Annotated in this window: 20 protein-coding genes; 7 read left to right on the plus strand and 13 right to left on the minus strand. The window is 60.3% G+C overall.

The genetic code is table 11. The annotated features are described in order from the left end of the window. Window positions 1-37 precede the first annotated feature (37 nt). Complete coding sequence (locus KVG85_RS02315; RefSeq protein WP_071173120.1) at window positions 38-829, minus strand: crotonase/enoyl-CoA hydratase family protein; 792 nt, start codon at window positions 827-829, stop codon at window positions 38-40. Between the two features lie 419 nt (window positions 830-1248). Between KVG85_RS02315 and KVG85_RS02320 the strand changes: the two genes are divergently transcribed. After that, window positions 1249-2922, plus strand: coding sequence for a DEAD/DEAH box helicase (locus KVG85_RS02320; RefSeq protein WP_016770859.1), 1674 nt, complete (start codon window positions 1249-1251; stop codon window positions 2920-2922). 106 nt (window positions 2923-3028) lie between these two features. On the opposite strand, the gene KVG85_RS02325 is transcribed toward KVG85_RS02320, so the two are convergent. Continuing rightward, the gene (locus KVG85_RS02325) at window positions 3029-3796 is read right to left on the minus strand and encodes a DODA-type extradiol aromatic ring-opening family dioxygenase (protein WP_217862874.1); all 768 of its coding nucleotides are present in this window, start codon (window positions 3794-3796) and stop codon (window positions 3029-3031) included. 103 nt (window positions 3797-3899) lie between these two features. Here KVG85_RS02325 and KVG85_RS02330 point away from each other — a divergent pair, with 103 nt between their 5' ends. Continuing rightward, a complete protein-coding gene (locus KVG85_RS02330) occupies window positions 3900-4556 on the plus strand; it encodes a thiopurine S-methyltransferase (RefSeq protein WP_217862875.1) in 657 nt (218 codons plus the stop codon). 172 nt (window positions 4557-4728) lie between these two features. Here KVG85_RS02330 and htpX read toward each other — a convergent pair whose 3' ends face one another. Both htpX and KVG85_RS02340 read right to left on the minus strand, forming a co-directional pair. Next, window positions 4729-5616, minus strand: coding sequence for a protease HtpX (gene htpX / locus KVG85_RS02335; protein WP_007908619.1), 888 nt, complete (start codon window positions 5614-5616; stop codon window positions 4729-4731). Between the two features lie 303 nt (window positions 5617-5919). Beyond that, a complete protein-coding gene (locus KVG85_RS02340) occupies window positions 5920-7131 on the minus strand; it encodes a pyridoxal phosphate-dependent aminotransferase (protein WP_016770856.1) in 1212 nt (403 codons plus the stop codon). A 224-nt stretch (window positions 7132-7355) separates the two neighbouring features. Here KVG85_RS02340 and msrB point away from each other — a divergent pair, with 224 nt between their 5' ends. From msrB to KVG85_RS02355, 3 genes are all read left to right on the plus strand, one after another. Then, window positions 7356-7751, plus strand: coding sequence for a peptide-methionine (R)-S-oxide reductase MsrB (gene msrB, locus KVG85_RS02345; protein ID WP_217862876.1), 396 nt, complete (start codon window positions 7356-7358; stop codon window positions 7749-7751). Window positions 7752-7855: 104 nt separating this feature from the next. Next, window positions 7856-8341, plus strand: coding sequence for a glutathione peroxidase (locus KVG85_RS02350; RefSeq protein ID WP_217862877.1), 486 nt, complete (start codon window positions 7856-7858; stop codon window positions 8339-8341). Further along, window positions 8338-8796 (plus strand): MarR family winged helix-turn-helix transcriptional regulator, encoded by a 459-nt coding sequence (locus tag KVG85_RS02355; protein WP_217862878.1) that lies wholly within the window; start codon window positions 8338-8340, stop codon window positions 8794-8796. Before KVG85_RS02350 ends, KVG85_RS02355 begins: the two co-directional genes overlap by 4 nt. Here KVG85_RS02355 and KVG85_RS02360 read toward each other — a convergent pair. Beyond that, complete coding sequence (locus KVG85_RS02360) at window positions 8780-11101, minus strand: hybrid sensor histidine kinase/response regulator (RefSeq protein WP_217862879.1); 2322 nt, start codon at window positions 11099-11101, stop codon at window positions 8780-8782. The genes KVG85_RS02355 and KVG85_RS02360 overlap by 17 nt on opposite strands. A 165-nt stretch (window positions 11102-11266) precedes the next feature. Here KVG85_RS02360 and KVG85_RS02365 point away from each other — a divergent pair, with 165 nt between their 5' ends. Then, window positions 11267-12157, plus strand: a complete 891-nt coding sequence (locus KVG85_RS02365; protein ID WP_016770851.1) for an ATP-binding protein — start codon at window positions 11267-11269, stop codon at window positions 12155-12157. Next, the gene (locus KVG85_RS02370) at window positions 12154-12636 is read left to right on the plus strand and encodes a GAF domain-containing protein (RefSeq protein ID WP_130901296.1); all 483 of its coding nucleotides are present in this window, start codon (window positions 12154-12156) and stop codon (window positions 12634-12636) included. The genes KVG85_RS02365 and KVG85_RS02370 overlap by 4 nt, the downstream gene beginning before the upstream one ends. Here the strand turns inward: KVG85_RS02370 and KVG85_RS02375 are convergent, their stop codons facing one another. The 8 genes from KVG85_RS02375 to KVG85_RS02410 form a co-directional block, all read right to left on the minus strand. Beyond that, the gene (locus tag KVG85_RS02375) at window positions 12637-15582 is read right to left on the minus strand and encodes an HD domain-containing phosphohydrolase (RefSeq protein ID WP_217862880.1); all 2946 of its coding nucleotides are present in this window, start codon (window positions 15580-15582) and stop codon (window positions 12637-12639) included. 49 nt (window positions 15583-15631) lie between these two features. After that, complete coding sequence (locus tag KVG85_RS02380; RefSeq protein WP_217862881.1) at window positions 15632-19276, minus strand: transporter substrate-binding domain-containing protein; 3645 nt, start codon at window positions 19274-19276, stop codon at window positions 15632-15634. 8 nt (window positions 19277-19284) lie between these two features. After that, window positions 19285-19911 carry a response regulator transcription factor gene (locus KVG85_RS02385; RefSeq protein WP_016770847.1) on the minus strand — a complete coding sequence of 209 codons (627 nt, stop codon included), beginning with the start codon at window positions 19909-19911 and terminating at the stop codon, window positions 19285-19287. Window positions 19912-20293: 382 nt separating this feature from the next. Further along, window positions 20294-21622, minus strand: coding sequence for a deoxyguanosinetriphosphate triphosphohydrolase (locus tag KVG85_RS02390; RefSeq protein WP_016770846.1), 1329 nt, complete (start codon window positions 21620-21622; stop codon window positions 20294-20296). Between the two features lie 69 nt (window positions 21623-21691). Continuing rightward, window positions 21692-22855 (minus strand): EAL domain-containing protein, encoded by a 1164-nt coding sequence (locus KVG85_RS02395; RefSeq protein ID WP_217862882.1) that lies wholly within the window; start codon window positions 22853-22855, stop codon window positions 21692-21694. 120 nt (window positions 22856-22975) lie between these two features. Then, window positions 22976-23314, minus strand: a complete 339-nt coding sequence (locus KVG85_RS02400) for a hypothetical protein (protein WP_016770844.1) — start codon at window positions 23312-23314, stop codon at window positions 22976-22978. Continuing rightward, entirely contained in the window at window positions 23311-23697 is a 387-nt protein-coding gene (locus KVG85_RS02405; RefSeq protein WP_016770843.1) for a phage holin family protein, read from the minus strand. Before KVG85_RS02405 ends, KVG85_RS02400 begins: the two co-directional genes overlap by 4 nt. A 2-nt stretch (window positions 23698-23699) precedes the next feature. Further along, the gene (locus KVG85_RS02410) at window positions 23700-24014 is read right to left on the minus strand and encodes an ElaB/YgaM/YqjD family protein (protein ID WP_016770842.1); all 315 of its coding nucleotides are present in this window, start codon (window positions 24012-24014) and stop codon (window positions 23700-23702) included. Between the last annotated feature and the right edge of the window lie 223 nt (window positions 24015-24237).

A 24237-nucleotide genomic window follows, 5' to 3' on the forward strand; every position in this document is an offset into this window, starting at 1 on the left:
CCTGCTCGCGAAGAGGCCCTGACAGGCAGCAGATTCTTCACACCCCTTTGAAGATCCCGGGCCGCCGCTCCACCAACGATCGCACTCCCTCCCGGGCATCTTCAGTGGCGAGCAACTTCTTCACCAGCGCCGGTAATGCCTGCGCCGCCGCTGTCTCCCCCTCATAACGCGCCTGTCTCGCTGACATCAAGGTCGCCTGCACGCCCAGCGGTGCCTGCCGGGCAATCCGTTCGGCTAGCTCAATCGCCCTTGGCAGCAAATCCTCACTGGCCATCACTTCCTGCACCAAGCCCAGATGCAAGGCATCGTGGGCATCAAATTCATCGCCGGTGAGCAACCAGCGCATCGCGTTGCCCCAGCCGGCGATCTGCTGGAAACGCAAAGTCGCGCCGCCAAACGGAAAGATCCCACGCTGTACTTCCATCTGCGCGAAGCGAGTGTTGCTCGCGCACAGGTTGATGTCCGCCGCCAGCATCAGCTCGATGCCGATGGTCAGGCAGTAACCCTGCGCGGCGACGATGACCGGTTTGCTCACCCGTGGGCCGACGAAAACGCCCCAGGGATCGCAGCCGCCGCTCGGAACCTGCCAACCTTCGGCCAGCGCCGCGCTGGCATTGACCAGATCGAGCCCGGCGGTGAAGTGTTCGCCATGGCCGAACACCACGGCGACCCGCGCTTCGCGGTCGGCTTCGAATTCGCCGTAGGCCAGGCTCAGATCGTTGAGCAGGTCGATATCGAAAGCGTTGCGCTTGGCCGCCCGATCGAGGCCGATCAAGTGCACATGACCACGACGTTCTCGGCTGACGCGGCCTGCGCAGGGCTGATTCATGGCTAAATCCTCAAGCGGGAAGGGCGGGTGCGCGGCGCTTTGCCGCAGGTCGGTGAACCGTTTAAGCGTCATCGCCCGCAGGGCCGGGCCTTTGCAAAATAGACCGTTGCGCGATTATCCGCAAAACCCCGTTACACGGCGGTGACACACGGATAAGGGCGACAAAAAAAGCTCCCTTTTCAGGCGAAATCCGGTATAGTGCGCGCCGGCCTTTAACCGGGCCGCGTTTAGGTAGCGCATTTCCCGAAGTCAGCTTCGGCTGCACGTCCGCATTGCGGGCTCTTCCTTGACGATTCATCTTCATTCATTCGTTTTCGCAAATCCCCGCCGACAAAGCTGCCAGGGCGACTCTTGAGTCTCAACACGGCATGCGCAGCTTTGGAGCATGGGTCTTTGCGGATGCACTTAGAGGCAGACCCATGACCCAGGAAACCGGCGGATTCGCCGCTTTTAATCTCAACCCGAATATTCTTGCAGCCGTCGCAGCGACTGGCTACGAAGAGCCTTCGGCGATTCAGCAGCAATCGATCCCGATCATCATGGCCGGCCAGGACATGATTGGCCAGGCGCAAACCGGTACCGGTAAAACCGCCGCGTTCGCACTGCCTATTCTGCACCGCATCGATCCTGCCAAGCGCGAACCGCAAGCCCTGATCCTGGCGCCAACCCGAGAGTTGGCGCTGCAAGTAGCAACCGCTTTTGAAACCTACGCCAAGCAAATGCCAGGCGTCACCGTCGTGGCTGTCTACGGCGGCGCGCCGATGGGCCCGCAACTCAAGGCAATCCGTAATGGCGCACAGATTGTTGTCGCTACTCCGGGGCGTCTGTGCGACCACCTGCGTCGCGACGAGAAAGTCCTGTCGACCGTGAACCATCTGGTTCTCGACGAAGCTGACGAAATGTTGAAGCTGGGCTTCATGGATGACCTGGAAGTCATCTTCAAGGCTCTGCCATCGACCCGCCAGACCGTGCTGTTCTCGGCGACCCTGCCGCAGTCGATCCGCGCCATTGCCGAACGCCACCTGCGCGATCCGCAACACGTCAAGATCCAGACCAAGACCCAGACCGTTACCGCGATCGAACAGGCTCACCTGTTGGTTCACGCTGACCAGAAAACCTCGGCCGTACTCAGCCTGCTGGAAGTCGAAGACTTCGACGCCCTGATCATGTTCGTGCGCACCAAGCAAGCGACCCTGGACCTGGCCAGCGCCCTCGACGCCAAAGGCTACAAAGCCGCCGCGTTGAACGGTGATATCGCCCAGAACCAGCGTGAGCGCGTGATCGACTCGCTCAAGGATGGCCGTCTGGACATCGTTGTTGCTACCGACGTTGCTGCTCGTGGTCTCGACGTTCCGCGCATCACTCACGTGTTCAACGTTGACATGCCGTACGACCCGGAATCCTACGTGCACCGTATCGGCCGTACCGGCCGTGCCGGTCGCGAGGGTCGTGCACTGCTGCTGGTGACTCCACGTGAGCGCCGCATGCTGCAAGTGATCGAGCGCGTAACCGGGCAGAAAGTTGCCGAAGTACGCCTGCCAGACGCTCAGGCCGTTCTCGATGCTCGCATCAAGAAACTGACCAACAGCCTGTCGCCGCTGGTTGCTGATGCCGAATCGACTCACGGTGAGCTGCTCGACCGCCTGACTGCCGACATCGGTTGCACCCCGCGTGCTCTGGCTGCTGCGCTGCTGCGCAAGGCCACCAATGGTCAAGCGCTGAACCTGGCCGCGATCGAGAAGGAACGTCCACTGGTGCCGAACAACGCACCGCGTGGCGACCGTCCTGAGCGTTCCGGTGATCGTCCTGATCGTGGTGACCGCGAGCGTCGCGCGCCAATGCCGCTGGGCGAAGGCCGCGCTCGTTGCCGTACCGCGCTGGGTGCGCGTGACGGTATCGCTGCGAAAAACCTGCTGGGCGCCATCCTCAACGAAGGCGGTCTGGCCCGTGAAGCGATCGGTCGCATCCAGGTGCGTGACAGCTTCAGCCTCGTCGAGCTGCCGGAAGAAGGTCTGGAAAAACTCCTGACCAAACTGAAGGACACTCGCGTGGCCGGTAAGCAGCTCAAGCTGCGTCGCTACCGCGAAGATTGATCCGCCCTTGGGCTGATTGATCGAACATAAAAAATCCCCGACTGGTTCGGGGATTTTTTTTGCCTGTTCATTGGCTGCTGTGGGAGCGAGCCTGCTCGCGAAGGCCTCAACCGAAGCGATAGATATCCATGCCCAGCGCGCCCATCGTGAAACCCTGATGCGCCACGCTGAAAACCCCGCCAGCACCGCGCGCAAAATACAACGGCAACAAATGCTCATCACTGGGGTGACTGCGCACCGCATTTGGCGCCTGCTGGCGATAATCATGCAGCGCCGTTTCATCGTTGGCGGCCAGCTTGTCGATCATCCAGTCACGGAAATCCCGCGCCCACGGTTCAATGCTTTCCGGGCCGGCATGCCAGTCCAGCTCGCGGAGATTGTGGGTGATGCTACCGGAGCCGATCAACAGAATGCCGTGTTCGCGCAGGCTCGCCAGCGCACGGCCAACTCGCGTCTGCAACGCCGGCCCGCCACGACTCGGCAGCGAGACTTGCACCACCGGAATGTCGGCCTGCGGATACATCAACGACAGCGGCACCCAGACACCATGATCAAACGGTCGTTGCGGATCGAGCCGCGCCGGCAGGTCATTGGCGTTCAGCAATTCAGCCACTTCGGCGGCCAGTTGCTGATTGCCCGGTGCCGGGTACTGCACTTCAAACAGCGCACGGGGGAAACCGCCGAAGTCGTGCCAGGTTTCCGGATGCGGGTGGCTGCTGACCAGCAGTTCCTGGCTTTCCCAGTGCGCCGAGACGATGACGATGGCTTTGGGGCGCGGCAGTTCGGCGCCCATTCGCGCCAGTGCCGGGCCGCTGGCACCGGGCTCCAGCGCGAGCATCGGTGAACCGTGGGAGATAAACAGGCTGGGCAACATGGACGGGCTCCTGAGCGCTAAGATGAGCCATCTTCAGTCAGATCATCGATCTGAATCCAATATAAGTTTCTGCGGTTTTTCATCGGTTTTTCGGGAGTGATCCATGCAGCCTGAGTTTTGGTACAAGAAATGGGATTCGAACCAGATCGGCTTTCATCAGTCCGAGGCCAACCCGTATATGCAGCGCTATTGGCCGGAGCTGGCGATTGCACCGTCAGCACGCGTGCTGGTGCCGCTGTGCGGCAAGAGTCTGGATCTGCTCTGGCTTGCCGGGCAGGGACATCAGGTGATTGGGGTTGAGCTAGCGGAAAAGGCTGTCGAGGAGTTTTTCAGCGATCATCAATTGCAGCCGCAGATCAGCGAGAAGGGCCCATTCAAGGTTTATCGCAGTGATGCCATCGAACTGTGGTGCGGGGATTTTTTCGCGCTGACGGCAGAGGATGTTGCCGGTTGCACCGCGCTGTATGACCGCGCCGCGCTGATTGCCTTGCCGGACGCGATGCGCCAGCGCTACGCGGCGCATCTGCAGCAGTTGCTGGCGCCAGAGATGAAGGGGCTGGTGATTACCCTGGATTACGATCAGACGCAGATTCCGGCGCCGCCGTTTGCGGTGAATGATGATGAGGTGCAGCGGTTGCTGGGCCAGGGTTGGCAACTGGAGAAACTGGAAGAGCGAGATATTCTGGCTGAGAGCCCCAAGTTTCTGCAGGGCGGGGTTGAGTGGTTGGTGGAGCGGGTTTATCGGGTTTCTTCCAGATAGTTTTCTGTTAGCAGCTCCGGCGTATTCGCGAGCAGGCTCGCTCCCACAAGGGAATGCATTTCAAAGGTGGGAGCGAGCCTGCTCGCGAAAGGGACTTTGCTGACAACCCATGACCTGAAGATACAAAAAAAGGCCCGCATCGCTGCGGGCCTTCTTTTTCACTTCGGTCAAATCAACCGCGACGACGCAATGCGTCAATACGCTCTTCCAGCGGTGGGTGGCTCATGAACATGCGGGCGAAGCCCTGTTTGATGCCACCGTTGATGCCGAAGGCGTTCAGGGTGTCGGGCATATGCACCGGCAGGCCCTGTTCGGCACGCAGACGTTGCAGAGCGCCAATCATCGCGCTGGTACCGGCCAGGCGGGCGCCGGCTTCGTCGGCACGGAATTCGCGCTTGCGCGAGAACCACATGACGATTGCGCTGGCGAGGATGCCCAGCACCAGTTCGGCGAAGATGGTCGCCACGTAGTAAGCGATGCCCTGGCCTTCTTCGTTCTTGAAGATGACCTTGTCGACGAAGTTGCCGATGATCCGCGCGAAGAACATCACAAAGGTGTTCACCACGCCCTGGATCAGCGCCAGCGTGACCATGTCGCCGTTGGCGACGTGACCGATTTCGTGGGCCAGTACGGCTTTCACTTCATCGGGCGAGAATCGCTCGAGCAGGCCCTGGCTGACCGCGACCAGCGCGTCGTTCTTGTTCCAGCCGGTAGCGAAAGCATTCGCTTCGTAGGCCGGGAAAATCCCGACTTCAGGCATCTTGATCCCGGCTTCGCGGGACAATTGCTCGACCGTTTGCAGCAGCCATTGCTCATGACGGGTGCGTGGCTGGCTGATGATTTGCGTGCCGGTGCTCATCTTCGCCATCCACTTGGAGATGAACAGCGAGAACAGCGAGCCGGCGAAACCAAAGACCGCACAGAAAACCAGCAGCTGACTGAGGTCGAGGTCGACCCCGTTGGCCGCCATGAACCCGTTGAAGCCGAACAGGCTCAGGGTGATGCTGGCTATCAGCACGACCGCCAGGTTAGTGGCCAAAAACAGCAGGATGCGCATCATGGTTGTAGAACTCTCCTCAAGCTAAAGATGTAGCGTACTGCGGGGTATATAAGGTGCGGCACCGGGCTATTCAACCGAGTGACTATTTCAAACTGTGTCCTACAGCGGTTTCCTGAGCAAAAAGAAAATTCCCACCCTCGATTCCGACACGGATGACACAGCCTTTCGCCCCGCCGCCATTAGGTCAGATACGTCTGTACGGCTCGCATCGCAAGTGTAGAAGGGCTGCAAAGGCGCGGAACAAAGATGTGTTGCTGAATCAGACAGTGCGCAACAGCCAATTCGTTGCGCACTGCTGGCCCATTACTGGCGGTAGGACTTGAGGAAGTTGCCGATGCGGCCGATGGCCATTTCCAGATCATCGACGCGGGGCAGGGTGACCACGCGGAAGTGGTCCGGCCACGGCCAGTTGAACGCTGTGCCCTGCACCACCAGCAGCTTCTCGGAAAGCAGCAGATCAAGCACGAATTTCTCGTCGTTATGGATCGGGCACACCTTCGGGTCAATTTTCGGGAACGCGTACAGCGCGCCCATCGGCTTCACGCAGCTGACGCCGGGAATATCGTTGAGCAACTCCCAGGTGCGATTGCGCTGCTCCAGCAGGCGACCCTGCGGCAGCACCAGATCGTTGATGCTCTGGTAGCCCCCCAGCGCGGTCTGGATCGCGTGCTGGCTCGGCACGTTGGCGCACAGGCGCATGTTGGCTAGCATGTCGATGCCTTCGATGTAACTCTGCGCGTTGTGTTTCGGCCCGGAAATGGCAATCCAGCCGGAGCGGAAACCGGCCACGCGGTAGGATTTCGACAGGCCGTTGAAGGTCAGGCAGAGCAGGTCCGGGGCCAGCGAAGCGGTGCAGATGTGCACGGCGTCGTCATAAAGAATCTTGTCGTAGATCTCGTCGGAGAACACCACCAGATTATGCGCCCGGGCGATTTCCAGCATGCCCAGCAACACTTCCTTCGAGTACACCGCACCGGTCGGGTTGTTCGGGTTGATGATCACCATGGCCTTGGTGTTCGGGGTGATCTTGGCCTTGATGTCGGCCAGATCCGGGAACCAGTCGGCGCCTTCGTCGCACAGATAATGCACAGCGTTACCGCCAGCGAGGCTGACGGCAGCGGTCCACAGCGGATAGTCCGGGGCTGGCACCAGCACTTCGTCGCCGTTGTTGAGCAGCGCCTGCAGCGACATCACGATAAGCTCGGACACACCGTTGCCCAGGTAGATGTCTTCGATGCCGACACCTTCAACCTGCTTCTGCTGGTAGTACTGCATCACCGCCTTGCGCGCGCTGAACAGGCCTTTGGAATCGCTGTAGCCCTGCGCGGTCGGCAGGTTGCGGATCACGTCCTGGAGGATTTCGTCCGGCGCTTCGAAACCAAACGGCGCCGGGTTGCCGATGTTCAGCTTGAGGATGCGCTGGCCTTCCTCTTCCAGTCGTTTGGCGTGCTTGAGCACCGGGCCGCGAATGTCGTAGCAGACGTTGGCGAGCTTGTTCGATTTGCTGAACTGCATGGCGATGTGATCCCGAAAATGAACGATCCAGGCGGCAAATGGACAACCGTACTGGGATTGCTGCGTCTTCGCACAGGCGGAGGTCTGGCGCTTTAGCGCTCAGAATCCGTTTGAATGCGCCCGGTCTGGCTGCCAGACTGGCGCGTGACGAGGCGCAATCATACGTGCCGCCCGATCCGTGGAAAAGGTACAGATCGGGCTTTTTCAGCCGCTGAGGTGTGATGATGGAAAAGTTGCAGAAAACCCTGGAAGAGTGGAAGGCCATGCTCGACCCCGAGCAATACAACGTCTGCCGTCTGAGTGCTACCGAGCGTCCGTTCTCGGGCAAATACAACGACACCAAAACCGACGGTGTCTACCACTGTGTCTGCTGCAACGAGCCTTTGTTCGATTCCAAGACCAAATTCGACTCCGGCTGCGGCTGGCCGAGCTTTTACGCGCCGATCGGCGAAAGCGCGATGACAGAAATCCGCGACACTAGCCACGGCATGATTCGCACTGAAGTGAAATGCGCGCGCTGCGATGCGCATCTGGGGCACGTATTCCCGGATGGCCCGCCACCGACCGGCCTGCGTTATTGCATCAACTCGGTGTGCCTGAATCTCGAGCCGCGCGAATAACCGAAACAGGCGACATTGCGTCGCCTTTTTATCGAGTAATTAGATTGCACACAATTCAATTGCTCGTTATGTTTGCGCCTTCCTCACCATTGCGGAGCCGACCCATGAGCGACAACCTGCTGAATATCCCGTGCACCACCATCAAGGGTGAGCATAAGACCTTGGCCGATTTCGCCGGCAAAGCGGTGCTGGTGGTCAATACCGCGAGCAAGTGTGGCTTCACTCCGCAATACAAGGGCCTCGAAGAACTCTGGCAGACCTACAAGGACCAGGGGCTGGTGGTGTTGGGTTTCCCGTGCAACCAGTTCGGCAAACAGGAGCCGGGCAATGAGGGCGCCATCAGCGAGTTCTGCGAACTGAATTTCGGCGTCAGCTTTCCGCTGTTCAAGAAGATCGACGTCAACGGCGCCGATGCTCACCCGCTGTTCGTGCAGTTGAAGAAGCGCGCCCCGGGCCTGCTCGGCTCGCAGGGCATCAAGTGGAATTTCACCAAGTTCCTGATCGGCAAGGATGGCCAGTTGGTCAAGCGTTTCGCCCCGACGACCAAGCCGCAGGACCTGAGCGGCGAGATCGAAGCTTTGTTGAAATGAGTCAGCCGGGTGATTCGCTGAAGCTCGACAGCCAGTTGTGCTTCAAGCTGTACGCGGCCTCGCGGGCGGTGATTCGCGCCTACAAGCCGATGCTCGATCAGTTGGGCCTGACCTACCCGCAGTACCTGGCGATGCTGGTGCTGTGGGAATGGCAGGACGCTGCGCCGGAGCAACCGACGGTCAAGGCCTTGGGCGAACGCTTGGCCCTGGATTCGGGGACGTTGACGCCTTTGCTCAAGCGTCTGGAGCAGATCGATCTGGTCCAGCGTCGGCGCTCGGCGCGGGATGAACGCGAAGTTCATTTGAGCCTGACGCCTGCAGGGCAAGCATTGCGCGAGCAGGTCGGGCCGCTGAAAGCGCGCCTGCTCTGCGACAGTGGCGTTGATCTGGACCGGCTCAATGGTTTGCGCGCCGGCCTCGATCACTTGCTCGGGCAGATCAAAGGGCTTTCGTAGTCGGCATCCACTGATCGAGCAACGCGGCGAGTTCTTCGCGGCGAAACGGTTTGGCCAGATAGTCGCTCATGCCCGCCGCGCGGCAGCGTTCGCGTTCCTCGGACATGGCATTGGCGGTCAGCGCGACAATCGGCAGATTCGGCCAGCGCCCGCTCTGGCGAATCTGCCGACTGGCTTCATAGCCATCCATCACCGGCATGTTGCAGTCCATCAGCACCAGATCGAAATCGGCAAACTCCAGCTGATCCAGCGCCTCGGCGCCATGCCCCGCCACCACCACATCGCAGCCAAGCTTGCCAAGCATGCCTTTTGCCACCAGTTGATTGACCGGGTTGTCCTCGACCAGCAGCACCTTGCCCCGACGCGCGGACGGCGAGGCGTCCGCTTGCGCTTCGGTGAGGGCGGCGACCTCCGGTTGCAGAATCCGTCGCAGATGCTGGTACAGCGCGTTGCGCGCCAGCGGCCGGGCCTGCTGCTGCAAGGGGGCGAGGGCGGCGGCTTCTTCGCTGGGCAGAAAACTGCCGTAAGCAGTCACCAGCAGAATCGGCGCGGTGATGCTCGGGCGCAGACCGAACAGGCATTCCGGACAATCGGTGATCAGCACATCCGGATTCAGGCCCAGCAGCGAATCATCAATGGTGCGCTGCGTGTATTCCAGGCCCCACACCGGCAACAGGCTTTTCAGCAATTCCGCCAGGCCACTGCTGGCTGCAGTAATGGCGAGGACCTTGCCACGTAACGGCTGCGGAGGGAGGGCGCGAGTGTGGCAGGGCAGTGGCAGTTCGGCGCAGAACTGGCTGCCGAAGCCGCTTTCGGAACTGATGGTCAGCCGACCCTGCATCGCTTCGCACAGGTTGTACGTTAGCGCGAGCCCCAGCCCGGTGCCGCCGTACTGACGGGTGATACCAGCGCCGGCCTGGGTGAACGGCTGGAAGATTTTCACCTGCGCTTCCTGGGCGATGCCGATGCCGGTGTCGCAGACTTCGATGCGCACGCCATTCCTGTGCGCCGACAGACGCACATCGACGCGACCGAAGCGGGTGAATTTCAGCGCGTTGGACAGCAGGTTGCTGACGATCTGCCGCACCCGGGTCGGGTCGCCCAGCACCAGCGCCGGGAAGTGCGGCTCGATCAGGCAGGTCAGCTCTACGCTCGGCGCGGCGTTCTGCGAGAGCAGGTTGGCAGTGTCTTCGATCAGCGAGCCGAGGTCGAACGGGATGTTTTCCAGCTCCAGTTGCCCGGCGTCGAATTTCGACAGGTCGAGAATATCGTTGAGCAGTTCCACCAGCACCTTGCCCGAGTCGTGGGCGATCGACAGTTGTTGCTGCTGCTCGGCGTTGAGCGGGCCGTCCAGCGACAGCGCGATCATCCCTAGCAGGCCGTTGAGTGGTGTACGGATTTCATGGCTCATGTTGGCCAGAAACGCCGAACGCGCTTCGGCCATGTCCAGCGCAGTGCGGCGGGCCACTTCGAGCTCTTCGTTGGATTGACTGAGGCGGGCGTTGATTGCCTTGAGTTCGGCGGTGCGCGCCGAGACGATGTCTTCCAGTTGCGCGAGGTATTCGGTGAGGCGGTTTTCCGCGGTGCGCCTTTGCTGGATTTCGGTGGCGATGTTTTCGAACTGCTGATTGGCGACTTTGACCAGCACGCCGATTTCATCGTTGCCGTGGCCGGCGGGGCACTCAAGCGTGGTCGGCTCGGCGCTGCGCGGGTCGCGGCCGCTGAGTTCACGGATGACCCGCACCAGTGGTTTGGTCAGCATCACGTAGAACAGCGCCAGGAGAATCCCGGTCAGCAGCAGACTGCGGGCGAAACCGTTGAGCAGGGTGACTTCCGCGCGGCGCAAGAAGCGGCTGCCAAAGGCGTAAGTGTCGACTTCCAGTTTGAGGACGCCGAGGGATTCGTTGGGCAAATGGTCGAGGTACAGGCGATCTTCGAAATGACGCTTGGCGCCGAACAGGAAGTCGCTGATCAGCCGATAGCTGCTCTGCAGTTCCGGGCGTTTGACGTTGGCCAGCACGGTGTCGTTGTTGTCGATCAGTTGCGCGGCGATGATCGCCGGCGAGCGCAGCAGGCCGAGGGTGAGCTCCTGCGCCAGTTCGGCATCGATGTTGTAGGCGATGCGCGAGGCCGGATTGTGGCTGATTTCCAGCAGTGCGAGGATTTCCCGGTTGATGGAAGCGTCTTCGCTGGCATAATCGATGCCGATCTGCAGCAGACTGAGCAGGGTGCCCAGAATGAACCCGACCAGCACGGTAAGCCTGGCTTGCTTGTAAGACAGCCGGTGGGTGAATTTGATATCCATGGGTTGTTGAACCACTTCCGTTTCCCTTCGCTGCTCAAGCATAGTCGATCATGCAGGGATACCGAGGTTCCCGAATCGCCTTGTAACAAGGCTTGCTGAGGCGATTTTATCTGTGTGTCGTCGCTGGATCGTCATCATCACTGTGAAAGTGCCCGAGGAGAAGACGTGGATTCCCGATTGAATGCTTTTCTTGAACGCGCCGAGTCGGTTCTGGCGCGAATCGAACCACTGTTGCCGGCACCGCGCCCCGTCATTGACTGGAACACATGCCTGGCAGCGCGCTGGCAGCGTGACGGTCGCAGCGGCTACCTGTTGCCGCTGGAAGTCAGCCTCGACATGCGTCTGTCCGACCTGATCGGCGTCGACCGTCAGCTGGAGCAGTTGGGGCGCAACACCCAACAATTTCTTGATGGCATGCCGGCCAACCACGCCTTGCTCTGGGGCTCGCGCGGTACCGGCAAGTCTTCGCTGGTGCGTGCGTTGCTGGCCGAGCATGCCGCTGCCGGCCTGCGACTGATCGAGATCGAACGCGATCACCTGGCTGACCTGCCACGGGTGGTCGAGCAAGTCGCCAAATTGCCGCAACGTTTCGTGCTGTTCTGCGATGACCTGTCGTTCGAATCCGGCGAAGGCGACTATCGCGTGCTGAAGAGCGTGCTCGACGGTTCGCTTGAGCAGGCCCCCGACAACGTCTTGCTGTACGCCACTTCCAACCGCCGCCACCTGGTGCCGGAAAAGGAAAGCGACAACGAAAACTGGAAGCGCGTCGACGGCGAACTGCACCCGAGCGAAGCGGTGGAAGACAAGATCGCCCTGTCTGACCGTTTCGGTCTGTGGCTGTCGTTCTACCCGTTTACCCAGGAACATTTTCTCAACGTCGTCGAGCACTGGATCGGCCAGTTGGCCGCCAAGGCCGGCCTGAGCTGGCAGCGCGACGAAGCACTGGACATCCTCGCCGTGCGCTGGGCCACCGGCCGCGGTAATCGCAACGGACGTTGCGCGTATCAATTCGCCCGCTACTGGGTGGGACTGAAATTGCTGGAGCACAAGGCATGATTGATTTGCAACAAAGCGGCCAGGGCCTCGAAGGCTACGGTATGTTGGCCGCGCAACTGGAATCGCTACTGGCGGACGAACGCGACTTCATCGCCAATGCCGCGCAGTTCTCGGCGTTCCTGTTCAACCAGCTCGATGATCTGAACTGGGCCGGTTTCTACCTCAATCGCAACGAAGAGCTGGTGCTCGGCCCGTTTCAGGGCCAGATCGCTTGCGTGCGCATCCCGTTCGGGCGCGGTGTGTGCGGCGCTGCTGCTGCCAGCCTGCAAACCCAGCGCGTCGAGGATGTGCATGCTTTCCCCGGTCACATCGCCTGCGACAGCGCGTCCAACAGCGAACTGGTTGTGCCGTTGGTCAAGGACGGACGCCTGATCGGTGTGCTCGACCTCGACAGCCCGAAGCTGGCGCGTTTCGGCGCCGAAGATCAGACCGGCATCGAGCAACTGGCGGCGATTTTCCTGCGCCTGACCGACTGCTGATCAACCGCTGAGGCCAGCCTTGTGCAACAGGCTGGCCGTATCCACGCTGTCGATTTGCGCGGGATCAAGAAACCGCGTCGCGTACTGCATGTACACACCCTCATTGATGAACAGGCCGAACAGCGGCGCATCGATGTGCGCTTCACGGCACATGGTCGCCATGATCCCCAGCGCCTCGCTCAACGACTTGGCTTTCTTGTAAGGGCGATCGGCGGCAGTCAGCGCTTCGAAAATATCGGCAATCGCCATCATCCTCGCCGGCAGGCTCATTTCCTCGCGCTTCAGCCGTTTCGGATACCCGGTGCCGTCCATTTTTTCATGATGGCCGCCGGCGATCTCGGCAATGCTGTCCAAGTGACCGGGGAAGGGCAGGTGGCTGAGCATCATGATCGTCTGCACCATGTGATGGTTGATGATGTAGCGCTCTTCGCGGGTCAGCGTGCCACGGGCGATCTTCAGGTTGTACAACTCGCCGCGGTTGTACTTGTACGCGGGTACATCGAGTTTGAAGCCCCAGGGGTTGTCCTCGGGGATCAGCTCGTTCTTGTCGCGTTCGATCAGATGCTCGGGTTTGTCGGCAAGCAGTCTTTCACTGACGGGCAGTGTCGGCGCCGATGTTTTTGCCTGGCGGCGGTTTTCTTCCCAGGACACACCGAGGCGATCATCAAGTGTGCGCAGCCATCTGCGTTGCGCGACTTGCTCGAGGCGCAGCAGATCGGCCTCGGCCATGGCCTCGCCACCGAGATTGCAGCGGGCGACAAAGGCAAAATCGTCATCGAGCATCAGCAACTCACTATCACGGGCGCGGGCCAGCGCCGCTTCATCTGCACCGTTCGCCAACGTCTGCCAGTAATTGATCCACACGTCACGCTTGAGCACCTCGAAGCGGGTGCGGATTTCGTGGATGCGATCGTTGATGGTCTCGAGCTTGGTGGCTTTGTCGACCACGTATTCCGGCGTTGTGACCTTGCCGCAATCGTGCAGCCACGCTGCGATGTGCAACGCCTCCCATTCATCCTCGCTCGGTTGGTAAGCGCTGAACGCCGGGTCCTGGCTTGCCGCAGCAGCCTGGGCGAGCATCAACGTCAGTTCCGGCACCCGCTGGCAATGGCCGCCGGTGTAGGGGCTCTTGGCGTCGATCGCGCTGGCGAGCAGTTGGATGAAGGCATCAAGCAGTTGTTTCTGCCGCGCTTGCAGGCGCTGGCTTTCGATGCTCACCGCCGCCGCGCCGGACACCGCCTGCAAGAAGGCGATACGGTCGGGGCGCAGCTTTTCCAGATCGCCCGGCGCGCCGCTGTCATTGACCAGCAGAACCAGCAGGCCGATGGTTTCATTGTGCTGGTTGTGCAGGCGGATGCCGATCAGGTGAATGCGAGGTGATTCCATGGCCAAGAGGATTTTCTGCAAGTCGCCGGCCTGATCGAAGCCCAGATGGCTGACGGTATTGTTGGCGCTGGCCAATTGCTCGAACCACGCCGGGCCAGTGTTCTTATGCAGCTCGCGTCCCTCAATGTCGAACGCCTCCAGCTTCTGCGGCACGCCATCGATGACCAGTCCATAAGGCTCCATGCGCGCGCCGTCGGCTTCGCGCAGGTAGATCAGACCGGCCTGCGCCTGAGCGATCTGCACGGTTTCGAACAGCACACGTTCGAGCAGCGGGGCAAAACGGGTTTCGGCGCAAAGGCTGTCGGTGATGCGGAAGAAACTGCCCAGGGTTTCTTTCATCCGCGCCATCGACAGGCTCAACTGATCGACTTCCAGTACGGGCGAGCGGCGCGCCAGCGGAGAACTGAAGTCGAAGCTGCGGATGGCATCGGCTTCCTTGACCAGGGTATGCAGCGGTTTGACCAGAATCCGCGAAATCACCCAGCCCAATGGCAGGCACAGCAACAGGATGGCGAGGGTGATCAGCGCGCCTTGCCAGCGCATCCGGAACGCATCCACCAGCAATTCGTCTTCCGGCACCAGCAACGCCAGTTGCAAACCTTTCGGCCCGCCTTCCTCGATGCTGGTGCGCGCGAGGATCCATTGCCGGTCGTTTACTTGCAGACGCTTGCCGATAGTGTCGGAGCTGAGCAGCGCGTTCAGCTCAGGGCTGAGATCGGCCGCTCTGGCCAGTCGCGCGGTGCGGTTATCGACGATCAGGCGGTGGCTGTCGGGGTAGGCCACGGCGTTGCCGTCGGTGTCGTACAACGCGATTTCTGTCGAGGGCGTGACCCGGTGCTTGCCCAGGGCGGTCGACAGCGAAGCGAGGGTCAGATCGGCGCCGATCACGGCATTCTCGCCGCTGCGCCGGGCCAGCGTGGTGCCGACATTGTGGGTCGAGAAAAATACATAGGGCTCGGTGGTGATCTGCCCTGCCTGTTGCAGGGCGTCGCTGAACCAGGTCCGGCTGCGCGGATCGTACGGCTCTTGGGGATGCTCGCGGCGGTTGATCAGTGTCAGGGCCTGATCAAAGAACAGTGATTGCGAGCGTACAGTGCCTTGTGGCTCGTGCTCGATGCTCCAGACCTGATAGGCCGCCGCTTCAGGCGCCTGAAGCTGTGCCTTCAGAGCCGCAGTGCGCAGCGCGCGCACCATGAAGAAATCGCCATTGGCGTAACCCAGATACAGCGACGCCAGCGCCGGGTTGTCGGTCAGCGACTGGCTGAAGGGTCTGAGCAACGGCAGGCGTTGTTCCAGACTACTCGCCTGGGCCGCCGGGGTGTCCGCCAGCAGGCTCAGCAGGTTGCGGATCGGCTGATAGGTTGCCTGCAGATCGAGGCGTACATCCTGCTCGATGCGGTCAAACAGCTTTTCGCTGCTCGACAGGATGATCTGCGTGGTCTGGTGGTAATTGAACAGGCCCAGCACCACGCCCGTGAGCAATAAAAGAAAGGTGAACATGACGCTGATGTGCACGTGCAGCGGCAACCGGCGTTGCTCGGGGCGCAGTGGGCTGTGCATTGCTGGCTCTCCATGAATGTTTAACTCACTGCTCAGCGTCCAAGCATAGTTAAGACTCGCTGACTGTGCCTTGATCGGCCAGGGTCAATTGCTGCTGCAGGGCCTGCGCCAGTTCGAGCATCGCCTGGCTGGTTGCCGCCCAGCGACGCGCCATCTCCTGTGGCGCGAGCGCTTGCTCGCAAGCGGCCTCAAGCTCATCACAACATTCAATCAGCCGCGAGGCCTGCGCGATGCGTGCTGCGCCCTTGATCTTGTGCGCAACCACTGCCAGCGCTTCGCGATCATCCTCGGGCGACAGCCTGAGCAGTTCCTCGCGGTCGAGGCGGCTGCTCTTGAGCAGTTCCATCAGCATGCGTCGGGTCTGCGCCGGGTTGTTACCGGTCAGCAAGCTCAGACTTTGCAGGTCGAACACCGAGGCCGGTGATGCCGGCGTGATGCTGTCGATCCACTGTCCGAGCAGGGTCAGACTCAACGGTTTGAACAGGCAGTCGTTCATGCCGGCGAGCTTGCAGCGCTGGACTTCTTCCGGCTGGGCATTGGCGGTGAAACCCAGCACGGTGCACGGCTGGCGATGGTTTTGCAGTTCAAGCTGGCGAATCCCACGGGTCATGTCATAGTCGTTCATCAAGGGCATGTTGCAATCGACGATCACCAGATCGAAATGATCGGCCTTCCACCGTTCGAGGCCGCTGCAGCCATCTTCGGCAATGCTGAAGCGATGACCGAGAAACTCCAATTGCTGACACATGAGCAAACGGTTGGCCGGATGATCGTCGACAACCAGGACATGTAACGGCGTTGTCGCAGGCTTGATCAACGGTTCGCTTTTCGGCGGATTCGCCTTTGCCGGCAGGCTGTCCAGCGGCAGCGATATGCACACCTGAGTGCCGATGCCGGGCTGGCTGCTCAACTGCAGTTGTCCGCCCATCATTTCGCACAGGTTGCGACTGATCACCAGCCCGAGGCCGGCGCCGTTTTTTGCCTGCCTACTGCCGTTGTCCGCCTGCGAGAACGGCTCGAACAAGCGCTGTTGATCTTCGGCGCTGATGCCTGAGCCGCTGTCCTGCACGGTCAGTTGCATCAATGTTCGCCCAGCAGCATCTGCCGGGATCAGGTCGAGGGTGATCCGCACGTGGCCGCTTTCGGTGAACTTGATAGCGTTGCTGACCAGGTTGGACAGCACCTGCTTGAAGCGCAGCGGATCCAGATGCACATCCACAGCCGGGTGCGGCGGGTTGAAGACGACTTGCAAGGCAAGGTTTTTCTGCCGCGCGAGGCCGGCGAAGATACGCGCAACGGAGGTCACCGTGTCGACCAGATTGATCCATTCCGGCGAGAGGCTCAGACGTCCCGACTCAATGCGGGCAATGTCGAGGATATCGCCGATCAGCCCGAGCAGATCCTTGGCCGAATGGTAGGCCGTGTCGATCGATGCGCGATCGGGATGCTGCGGATCGATGCGTCGCAGGGTCAGTTCGAGCATGCCGATTACGGCGTTCATCGGTGTACGGATCTCATGGCTCATGGTTGCCAGGAAGGTACTTTTGGCCCGGTTCGCCTCGTCCGCCTGTTCTTTGGCTGCACGCAGTTTTTCAAACAATTGGCGGCGTTCACTGATGTCTATCCAGCCGCCGATAATCCCTTGAACGTCACCGCTGGAGTCGCGATAGGGAAGAATCCAGTGGTAAATCGTCAAACGGCGGTTGCCGATGTGCAGGGGCCGGTCGAGGATCAACGGAATGCCTTCGGCAATGACTCTCTGGTAATCGGCCTGGAATGCCTCGGCCTCGCAAGCGTTGCTCAGGGTGCCCTGCATCACGCCTTTGCCGATGATGTCCTCGCGTCTGGCGTTGAACGCTTCGAGATAACTGTCGTTGCAACTTTGCAGCAGACCCTGGCGATCTCGCACGTAGATCGGGTGCGGCGTGCCGTTGACCAGCGAGCGCATGAACTCCAGTTGATCGTTCAGCGCTCGTTCGGCAGCCTGGCGTTGCTTGATCTGGTGGCGCATGTAGGCGTTCCAGGTCAACAACAGCAGCAGAATCAGGCCGGCGGCCGCGACTACTTGATAGAACAGGCGCTGGTAGTTTTGCCAGATGTTCTGTGATGCCGTGGAGTAACCGCGCCAGCGGCCGTTGATCACCCCGAGCTCCTCGGGAGCGATGCTCAGCAGTGCCTTGTTGATGATCGAGGCCAGTTCGGTGTTGTCACGTGCGGTCGCCAGCGAGAAGGCTGCCTGACTGGTGCCGATCGTGGTGGTGATTTGCAGTGGCCGATCGAATATGCGCGATGAGATGAAATAGTTGGCGATCACCAGCGAGTTCACCGCACCGTCGACATGGTTGTCGGCGAGCATCGACACGGCGCTGAACGTGTCGGGGGTTTCGATCAGTTCGATGCCCGGAAAATTCTCATGCAAGTAGGCGACCAGCGGATTGCCTTGGGCGATCGCCAGACGCTTGCCTTTGAGTTGGCCCAGATTGGTCGGGCTGTCGGCGCTTTTGCGGGTCAGCAGCACGTAGGAATTTTCCAGATACGGGCGACTGAAACTCAGGTTTTTTTCACGTTCGGCGCTGGGCAGCAGGGCGGCAATCAGATCGGCCTTGTGGTTGTCGATCTGCCTGATCATTTCCGCATCGTTGCGGCTGCGCTGAATCTCGAAACGCAGGCCGGTACGCAAGCGGATCAGCTCGAGCAGGTCGGCACTGATGCCGCGGAAATTGCCGGCGCTGTCGAAGAAGGTCAACGGTGCGTAAGCTTCATTGACCACCACGCTGACGACGGGATGCTGCTTGAGCCAGTTTTCCTCACGATCTGTCAGCTGCAGTTTTCTGTCAGTGAGCAGCAGGTCGCTGCCGGCGCTCCAGCGCTTGGCGATGTCGTCGCGCTGACTGCTCGGGATCGCTGCGAGCACCGTGTCGATGATGCCCAGCAGCTGCGGATTGCTGCGCCGCACGGCGAAGCTGAAGCCATGGGCTTCCTGCTTGCCGAAGTTGGCCATACGGACGTTGTTGAGATAGCCCTTGTTGATCATGTAATGGGTGGAGAGGGTGTCGCCGAGAAACACATCGGCCTGGTCGAAGGCCACCGCGTTGATAGCGTTCTGATAGGACGGATAGCAGGTGATCAGCGCTTTGGGATACAGCGCCTTGATCTCCGGAAGCGGCAAATAGTGATACACCATGCTCAGGCGCAGGCCGGCGAGGCCTTCGGTCAGCGAGCGGGTTTCGTCCTCGCGGGTTACCAGTACCGGCTGATCGACCGCATAGGGTCTGGAAAGCGCGAGGTTGGCATTGCCTGCTTCGTAGCCATTGGCTGTGCCAAGCAGGTCGATCTGGCCATCGATCAAGGCGCGGATTGCAGCCTCGCGGGAGGGAAAGCGTTGCACGCGAATCGGCAAACCGGTGGCCTGACCGAGAATCCCTGCGTAATCGGCGGTCAGTCCCTCGTAGTCCTGGCCACTGACGGTCATGTCGAATGGCGGGTAATCAGGTGCGGAGGTACCCAGTTTCAGTTCGCTGCGAGTCTGCAGCCATTGCCGTTGTGACGGCTGCAGGACAGTCTGAACGGCCTCGGTGGCCGAGCGGCTGAGCAATGCATAGTCCGGTGAAGCGCTTGGCGCGGCGAGGGCATTGGCGCTCAGGTACAGAACAGCGCTCAAGGCAATCAGGTAGTCCTTTACACGGCTGGGCATGCGGAGTCTCACACGAGTGCGTTACGTTTGGCCATCTCGATAAGTTCTACAAGGGATCTGGCTTTGAGTTTTTGCATCAGACGCTTTTTATAAGTGCTGACGGTCTTGTTGCTCAGAAACATGCCCTTGGCTATTTCCTTGTTGGTACGTCCCTGAGCAAATAACTGCAATACCATCAGTTCGCGGTCATTGACGGATTTGAACAGTTCAAGTTCAGCGTATCGAGTGTCGTCGGCGCGCACCGGATTAAGCGCTTGACTGGGGAAATAGTTATAACCGGAAAGTACCGCTTTGATTGCACTGACCAATTCGCTCAAGTCTTCCTGCTTGCAGACATATCCCGATGCACCGGATTGCATGCAGCGGATACCGAACAGCGTAGGACACTGCGCCGTCAGAATCAGAATCTTGAAATTGGAACCCATGGTGTTGAAGCGGGCCAGTACTTCGAGGCCGTCCAGCTTGGGGATGCTGATATCGAGAATGACCAGGTCGGGCATGCATTCACGGACCATCTGCATGGCATCGACACCGTTATCGGTCTCACCGACGACCTTGTAGCCTTCATGTTCCAGGAGCATTCGCACGGCGAGGCGGATGACCGGATGATCGTCCACAATAAAAACGGAGTTCATAAATAGAGTCCCATGCAAGCATGAATAAAGCGCGCACCTTAGCTCAGATGCGTGAGCACTCGCATGGACTGGTAGTGTCGCGACTACGTTATCGGATTAATCCTACGCGTAATGAGGAAAGGGACTACGTTGAAATTAGGATTGCCGTAAGGAAGCACGGGCGTTCGATTCGCCGAAGATGGAAATTATCCAAGAGCCAATATTGATCTCCAATTATTTACTGGTGTTTAAAGTTGTGTTTAACAAGTGCAGTTTGTTTTGTTTGGATGCCTGAGTCAGCGCAATCTACCTGACCAGTTTGAAAAACGCATATATCGTTCGTGGCGAGGACACTTACCTGGCATTCAGCCGGCCAGACCAATGGCCGGCTGATGCAAGACGATCAATGACTTGAACGCCCGGTCATTTCCAGTGCCATGTCACTGGCGTAACTGTCGGTCATGCCGGCGATGAAGTCGATCATGCGCAGAAACGAACTGTGCAGCGAACCCTGCGGATCCGGCGCATTGTTGCCGAGCAGATCGAGAATCCGGCGGCTCTTGAACGACGGCGTGCGACCGTTGTGCTGCTCCAGCGCGGCGCCGCAGAACGAATTGAGCAGGATCTCCAGCGTCGTGTACGCGCCGATCTCATGCAGGGTCTTGCGCTTGTCCTGAAAGATTTTCTTGCGCGCGATGTCCTTGGCGTTCAACACGCAGCGCTTCGCCGGCCCGTGCATGTGCTCGACCAGATCGCCATGCAGCGTGCCGGCCAGCAGGGCGTCCTGCTGTTCGACAAACGCCCGCGCCGCCGCGTTGGTCAAATGCTCGATGGCCTTGCCGCGCAGGATCGCCAGTTTGCGCCGCCGGGAATCCTGCGGGCCGAGCTGGCGATAGGTTTCCGGCAAGTCGTCACCGACCAGGCCGAGCAGCAGCGACTCGACTTCGGCGTACTCCAGCAGCTCCATCTCCAGACCATCCTCAAGATCGATCAGCGCATAGCAGATGTCGTCGGCTGCCTCCATCAGATAAACCAGTGGATGGCGTGCCCAGCGCTGGTCTTCGATTTGCGGCAGACCGAGTTTGTGCGCGATTTGTTCGAGCAATGGCAGTTCGCTCTGATAGCAGCCGAACTTGTGTTTCTTGTAGCCGAGGGAGTCGGCGTGGCGCGCGGTCCACGGGTACTTCAGGTATGTCCCCAGCGTCGCGTAGGTCAGGCGTGTGCCGCCGTCGAACTGGTGATATTCCAGCTGCGTCAGCACGCGAAAGCCCTGGGCGTTGCCTTCGAAGTTGAGAAAGTCACCGCGCTCGGCCTCGCTCATGCCGTCCAGCCAGCCACGCCCGGCGGCTTGCTGGAACCAGTGGCGAATGGCGTCTTCGCCGGAATGGCCGAACGGCGGGTTGCCGATGTCATGCGCCAGGCAAGCCGATTGCACGACCATGCCGAGGTCGGCCGGGTCGCACCAGTCTGGCAGCGCGCTGCGCAAGGTTTCACCGACACGCATGCCCAGCGAACGGCCGACACAACTGACTTCCAGCGAATGGGTCAGGCGCGTGTGAATGTGATCGTTGCTGGTGACCGGATGCACTTGGGTCTTGCGCCCGAGGCGGCGGAAGGCCCCGGAGAAAATGATGCGGTCATGGTCTTTGTGAAAAGGGCTGCGGCCGAGTTCTTGCGGGCTGTGCAGCGGCTTGCCGAGGCGTTCGCGGTTGAGCAGGGTTGGCCAATCCAAGGCTGATTCTCTCCGTCTGGTGACTGATCGCCCTAGCTTCCCGGTTCGGCTGCGCGCCTGCAAGCGGAACTACAGACCCGCCGCATCGATATCGATCAGCAACAGCCGTTCGCCGTTATCGAAAAACTGCCCCGCAGTCAGGCAATACTGGTTGGTGGTGGCATCGCGATAGGTGTTGGACAAGGTCAGGCGGCGTTCTTCCCAGCCTTCGGCCAGCAGATGATAGAAGTACGGTCGCCACGACCAGTTGTGCCCCAGATAGCGGTCATCGGCAAACCAGCCGTCATGGCGCCATTCGAGGTTGGGCGTCAGTTGCGTGCCGTGGCGATCGCACTGATAAAAGCGCAGCAGCCAGGGAAACGCCTGCAATTGCGGCAATGCACTGAGCGGGGCGCGGGCCTGCGCCCATTGCTGCAGAATCGCCATCAGCTCGCTGAGCTGCTGACGCATTTGCATCAGCCGCCCGCGCTCGCTGAGTTTCTGCTTCACGTAGCGTTGCCGCAATTGCGCGAAATGCGCGACGAAGGCATCCGTAGCGAAGAACTCTTCCTGCGCCCGGGCGAAGAGAAAACCCTGCACGTAGCGCGAACCGCATTCCAAGGCGAAATTCAGCTGCGCTTCGGTTTCGACGCCTTCGGCGATGATCCAGCAGCCGGTTTTCTCGGCCATCTGCGCGAGCGCTTTGACCACATCGCTGCTCGGCCCGCCAAGGGCCGCTGCTTGGAACAGGCGCATATCGAGCTTGAGAATGTCCGGTTGCAGGGCCAACACCCGATCCAGCTGCGAATATCCAGCGCCGAAATCGTCGATGGCGATTCTTGCCCCTGCGTCACGGTAGCGCCCGACCACGTGGGCCAGGCGTTCGCTGTTACCGCCCAGTTCGGTGATTTCGAAAACGATGCGCTGCGGATCAACCTCGTGTCGTGCCAATTGCTTGAGGCTTGGCAGCGCTTGATCGGCCCGCAGGCGACTGATCCAGCGTGGCGACATGTTCAGGCTGAGAAACCACTCCGCCGGCGCTTCATGCAGGCGGCTGAGGGCGTGGTCACGGATCTGCCGATCGAGACGGCGCAAAGCGGTGGCCGGCGTGCGCGGATCGGCGAACAATGGCCCGACCGAGGTCAGTTGACCATCGCTCTGACGCAGGCGACCCAATGCCTCGACGCCTGCGATGCGGCCGGTGGCGGTATCGATGAAAGGCTGAAAACAGGCGAGCGGTTGCCCGTCGATCACGGCAAGTCCTTAATCTTGTTTTTGGTTTGGCCGCGCTTACCGGATAGGCACGCGGGATGGAATCTCCCGATAAGGAGATTCATCCCGGCGCTATTGCAAGAATGTAGCCAGATGGGCGCTTCAGCGTTTGCCCGAGCTGTGCATGACCAGTCTGATCAGCGGCCCAAGCGTCGTGCCCAGACGCAGCAGTCGCGTCAAACCGCCACCACTGCTGCGTTTCGAGCCTTTGCCGGTGAGGAAACCCAGCAGCGTCACCGCCGCCACGCCCCACAACGGCGCGTGCTTGATGCCGAAACCGTCCTGCACGTTCTGCTTCATGCCACGCATGCGCTGTAACGGTTGCAACACTTGCGCGGTCTCGTGGCGGATTTCCTGACGATGCATTTCCATGCGCAGGCGGATCAGTGCCTTGCGCATTTCCCGGCGCGAGCTGTTGTGCGGAAGTTCAGGCAGGCTCATGGCAGCAGGCGCTCCCGGTCGTTGGCCAGCTCTTCGAGCGTGCCGTGGAAAGGCGAGGACTCATCGAAAATCGCCGCTTTGAGGCGCAGGCCGCAGAAGATCGACGCCAGCGTGTAAAACACGCACAGGCCGATGATCGCTGCCAGGCGGTAGGTGTCCCAGAAGATGATCATCACCAGCGTCGACAGACCTACCAGCAACAACAGGGCAAACACCAGCGCCAGGCCGGCGAACAGCAGCAGGCTGACGGTGCGTGATTTCTGCTCCTGCAATTCGATGCCGAACAGCTCGACATGACTGTGCAGCAGGCCCAGAACGGCAGCGCCGAGGCGACGCGTGGAGGAGGCGGTGCCCGTAGTCGGGCCGGATTCACCGATCGACATGATCAGCGCCGAGTTGCCAGCAGGCCGATCAGAAAGCCGACGCCGGCAGCGATGCCCACCGACTGCCATGGGTTGGCCGATACATAGTCTTCAGTAGCGGTGACCGCCGCCTGACCGCGTTCGCGCAGGGTGTCTTCAGTCACTTTCAGGGTTTCCCGGGCACGCAGCAGGCTGTCGTGAATCTGGGCACGCAGCTCATCGGCCTGATCACCAGCGAGGGTCTTGGTGTGCTCGAGCAGGCGTTCGGTGTCGGCAACCAGAGTCTGGAAGTCGTTCATCAGGATTTCTTGAGCAGTCTTTGCCTTGATGCTGGCCATGGGTGGATCTCCGTAGGTGGCTTTGAAGCGTTCGAGTATGAGCCTTGCGCGAAGGTTCAGTGCAAATGCCTGGTACAACTTTTGCTGTGTCGTGGTGCGTCGCTCGGCGTATGTGCGCTGTTGCCGGGCGTCCTAGCAGAAAAACTCTAATTCATTTGCCGGCGGTTCGTGTTCGGACATCGATTCATGCGCCAAATCAGTTCATCGACCCTGCCGTTGAATG

The organism is Pseudomonas triticicola, assembly GCF_019145375.1.
Classification (GTDB): Bacteria; Pseudomonadota; Gammaproteobacteria; order Pseudomonadales; family Pseudomonadaceae; genus Aquipseudomonas; species Aquipseudomonas triticicola.

Excerpts from the sequence above, each read along its gene's own strand:
- KVG85_RS02315 (WP_071173120.1), bottom strand. The coding sequence starts at position 829 with ATGAATCAGCCCTGCGCAGGCCGCGTCAGCCGAGAACGTCGTGGTCAT.
- KVG85_RS02320 (WP_016770859.1), top strand. The coding sequence starts at position 1,249 with ATGACCCAGGAAACCGGCGGATTCGCCGCTTTTAATCTCAACCCGAAT.
- KVG85_RS02325 (WP_217862874.1), bottom strand. The coding sequence starts at position 3,796 with ATGTTGCCCAGCCTGTTTATCTCCCACGGTTCACCGATGCTCGCGCTG.
- KVG85_RS02330 (WP_217862875.1), top strand. The coding sequence starts at position 3,900 with ATGCAGCCTGAGTTTTGGTACAAGAAATGGGATTCGAACCAGATCGGC.
- htpX (WP_007908619.1), bottom strand. The coding sequence starts at position 5,616 with ATGATGCGCATCCTGCTGTTTTTGGCCACTAACCTGGCGGTCGTGCTG.
- KVG85_RS02340 (WP_016770856.1), bottom strand. The coding sequence starts at position 7,131 with ATGCAGTTCAGCAAATCGAACAAGCTCGCCAACGTCTGCTACGACATT.
- msrB (WP_217862876.1), top strand. The coding sequence starts at position 7,356 with ATGGAAAAGTTGCAGAAAACCCTGGAAGAGTGGAAGGCCATGCTCGAC.
- KVG85_RS02350 (WP_217862877.1), top strand. The coding sequence starts at position 7,856 with ATGAGCGACAACCTGCTGAATATCCCGTGCACCACCATCAAGGGTGAG.
- KVG85_RS02355 (WP_217862878.1), top strand. The coding sequence starts at position 8,338 with ATGAGTCAGCCGGGTGATTCGCTGAAGCTCGACAGCCAGTTGTGCTTC.
- KVG85_RS02360 (WP_217862879.1), bottom strand. The coding sequence starts at position 11,101 with ATGGATATCAAATTCACCCACCGGCTGTCTTACAAGCAAGCCAGGCTT.
- KVG85_RS02370 (WP_130901296.1), top strand. The coding sequence starts at position 12,154 with ATGATTGATTTGCAACAAAGCGGCCAGGGCCTCGAAGGCTACGGTATG.
- KVG85_RS02375 (WP_217862880.1), bottom strand. The coding sequence starts at position 15,582 with ATGCACAGCCCACTGCGCCCCGAGCAACGCCGGTTGCCGCTGCACGTG.
- KVG85_RS02380 (WP_217862881.1), bottom strand. The coding sequence starts at position 19,276 with ATGCCCAGCCGTGTAAAGGACTACCTGATTGCCTTGAGCGCTGTTCTG.
- KVG85_RS02385 (WP_016770847.1), bottom strand. The coding sequence starts at position 19,911 with ATGAACTCCGTTTTTATTGTGGACGATCATCCGGTCATCCGCCTCGCC.
- KVG85_RS02400 (WP_016770844.1), bottom strand. The coding sequence starts at position 23,314 with ATGAGCCTGCCTGAACTTCCGCACAACAGCTCGCGCCGGGAAATGCGC.
- KVG85_RS02405 (WP_016770843.1), bottom strand. The coding sequence starts at position 23,697 with ATGTCGATCGGTGAATCCGGCCCGACTACGGGCACCGCCTCCTCCACG.
- KVG85_RS02410 (WP_016770842.1), bottom strand. The coding sequence starts at position 24,014 with ATGGCCAGCATCAAGGCAAAGACTGCTCAAGAAATCCTGATGAACGAC.